The sequence below is a fragment of the Planctomonas sp. JC2975 genome (genome assembly GCF_012985205.1).
Classification (GTDB): Bacteria; Actinomycetota; Actinomycetes; order Actinomycetales; family Microbacteriaceae; genus Humibacter.
The window spans coordinates 1-1,823 of the sequence record NZ_JABEKS010000010.1 but is presented as its reverse complement, the minus strand read 5'-3'; the positions used below and the strand labels follow the sequence as shown (position 1 = coordinate 1,823).

2 protein-coding genes and 1 pseudogene are annotated in these 1,823 nt (G+C 67.0%); all 3 read right to left on the bottom strand.

What is annotated here, in order from left to right; all coding sequences use genetic code 11:
• Positions 1 to 301 precede the first annotated feature (301 nt).
• Complete coding sequence (locus HII28_RS19815; protein WP_170027684.1) at positions 302 to 616, bottom strand: hypothetical protein; 315 nt, start codon at positions 614 to 616, stop codon at positions 302 to 304.
• Positions 617 to 642: 26 nt separating this feature from the next.
• A complete protein-coding gene (locus HII28_RS19810) occupies positions 643 to 924 on the bottom strand; it encodes a hypothetical protein (RefSeq protein WP_170027680.1) in 282 nt (93 codons plus the stop codon).
• Positions 925 to 1,442: 518 nt separating this feature from the next.
• Positions 1,443 to 1,823 (bottom strand): annotated as a pseudogene (locus tag HII28_RS19805) (hypothetical protein); the annotation flags it as partial.

Sequence of the window (1,823 nt, the reverse complement as noted above, 5' to 3'; positions counted from 1 at the left end):
TCGAGGCGGGCGACCAACCAGCGCAACCGTGCCAGCTCGTAGGCCTGATCGGTGATCGCCTCGAGGTAGCCGGCGGCGAACACGTCGAGCTCATCGCTCCGATTCTTCGTGCCGCTTCGCCCGTGCGAGGCGTCGTGCTCGACGGATCCGAATCCAGGTCGCCAGGTTATCGAACGCGCTTTCGCCGCGACTGAACGCCGATATCCACCACCATGCGTAGGCGATCATCAACACGACGACCGCACCTAGGACGATGAGCTGCAACGGCGTCAGGTTGAACTCGGGTGTGGATGTCGGCAGATCAAGAAAGTTCGGCACGTTGGTTATCCTCGCTGTTGCTTCTGACATGTCTGGCATCGGCCTGCGCTCGTGCTCGCATGATGTCGATGCCCCTAATGGTGTCCGCCGCCGCGATGCGGCCGGCGCGGGCGCTGAATGCTTGGTGGTAGGCGGCTTCCGCGTTGGCACGCGCGTCCTCGAGCTCGCGCCCGAGGCGGGTGATCTCCGTCCGCATCCGCTCCATCTCCCCGCTCTGGTCGGCGATCGCCTCGAGGTAGCCGGAGGCAAACAGATCGAGTTCGTGTGCGTTCAGCTGCCCATAGTTGGTGCTCATCATGGTCACCTCCGCTCCCCCGCGCTGTCTCACTGGCAGCTGTCGCATTGCAGCAGGTCCATCGGGTCGACCGGCACCGCGTATTGCGCATCCGTCGCCCGGTAGTGCCGTTCCCCCGCCTGGTCGCCCCGTGCGTGTGCGGTCATCCACATGTCGGCGGTCGCCGGCTCCCCCATCGCATACAGCAGCCCGTAGAGTGCGTCGACCTCGTCGCAGCTCATCGCCGGTGCGATGTAGTCCGCCATCTCCTGACGTGCCCATTGCCCGGTGAAGGTCAGGACCGCGTTGCTGTCGGTGATCAGAGTGCTCATGATGTTTCCCCCTTGTTGTATGTCCTGGTGAATGTGGGAAGTTCGACGCTGGCGTCGAGCTGGCTGCATTCACTGGACCCCTGCCGAATGCTCTGGTGTGGACGGGGCTGGCGGGGGTTCCCGCAGGTTCAGTCCGTGGCGTTCCCGGCGCGGCGCACGACGCGGCAGTGGTTGCACGGACCGTGGGAATCGCTAGTCGATTCGCACGCCCTCGGGGTTCATCGGTGGCCACGGCCACACCAGGGCACACCCCGCCTGCAGGGCGGATCACCCAGGCGGCCATCTCTTGGGCCGGCCACCGCGCTGCCGTGGTGTCCTCACGGGTGGTCTGTGCGTGGCGTTGCTGGTCCTGGATGCCGGCCACGGTGGTCGTGTTGACGCCGAGCCGGGAGGCGATCGCAGGATCGTCGTCGACCGGTGGGCCGGCCACCTTGAGCAGACGCCTGATCGCCGCCCTCTGGGCCAGGCCGGGCCCGCGGTCGGCCTGCCTGTGGGGGAAGGCCGACCGGGCTTTGGGGTTAGTCCTGTTCGGGGTATCCGGCGGCGAGGCGTTCCACGTCCGAGAGGTGGTATCCCCAGCCTTCCAAGGCCAGCAGGTAGGAGGAGACCGCCTCCCGCACGCTGCGCCAGCAGTGCTCGTCGGCGGCCTGCGCCTCCCGGGCGGAGAGCACCACGGCCAGGGCGATGTGGCGGGCCCGGGTCGGGGTGTCCGCGAGGAGGTTGCCTGCCTCGCGGCGACGGTAGGTGGCCTCCGTCAAGCCGAGGAAGGAGCCGATGGCAGTGTCTGCACGGTACTCGGTCAGGGTCTGCACGTGGTGCGTCAGACACTGGCCGATGAACACATCCGTGCCCTCCGGCAGCTTCTTCCGCCCGATCAGCTTGGCCACCCAGTTCTTCCG

What these genes read in the sequence shown, in the direction of transcription:
- HII28_RS19815 (WP_170027684.1), bottom strand. Translation starts at nt 616, where the DNA reads ATGATGAGCACCAACTATGGGCAGCTGAACGCACACGAACTCGATCTG.
- HII28_RS19810 (WP_170027680.1), bottom strand. Translation starts at nt 924, where the DNA reads ATGAGCACTCTGATCACCGACAGCAACGCGGTCCTGACCTTCACCGGG.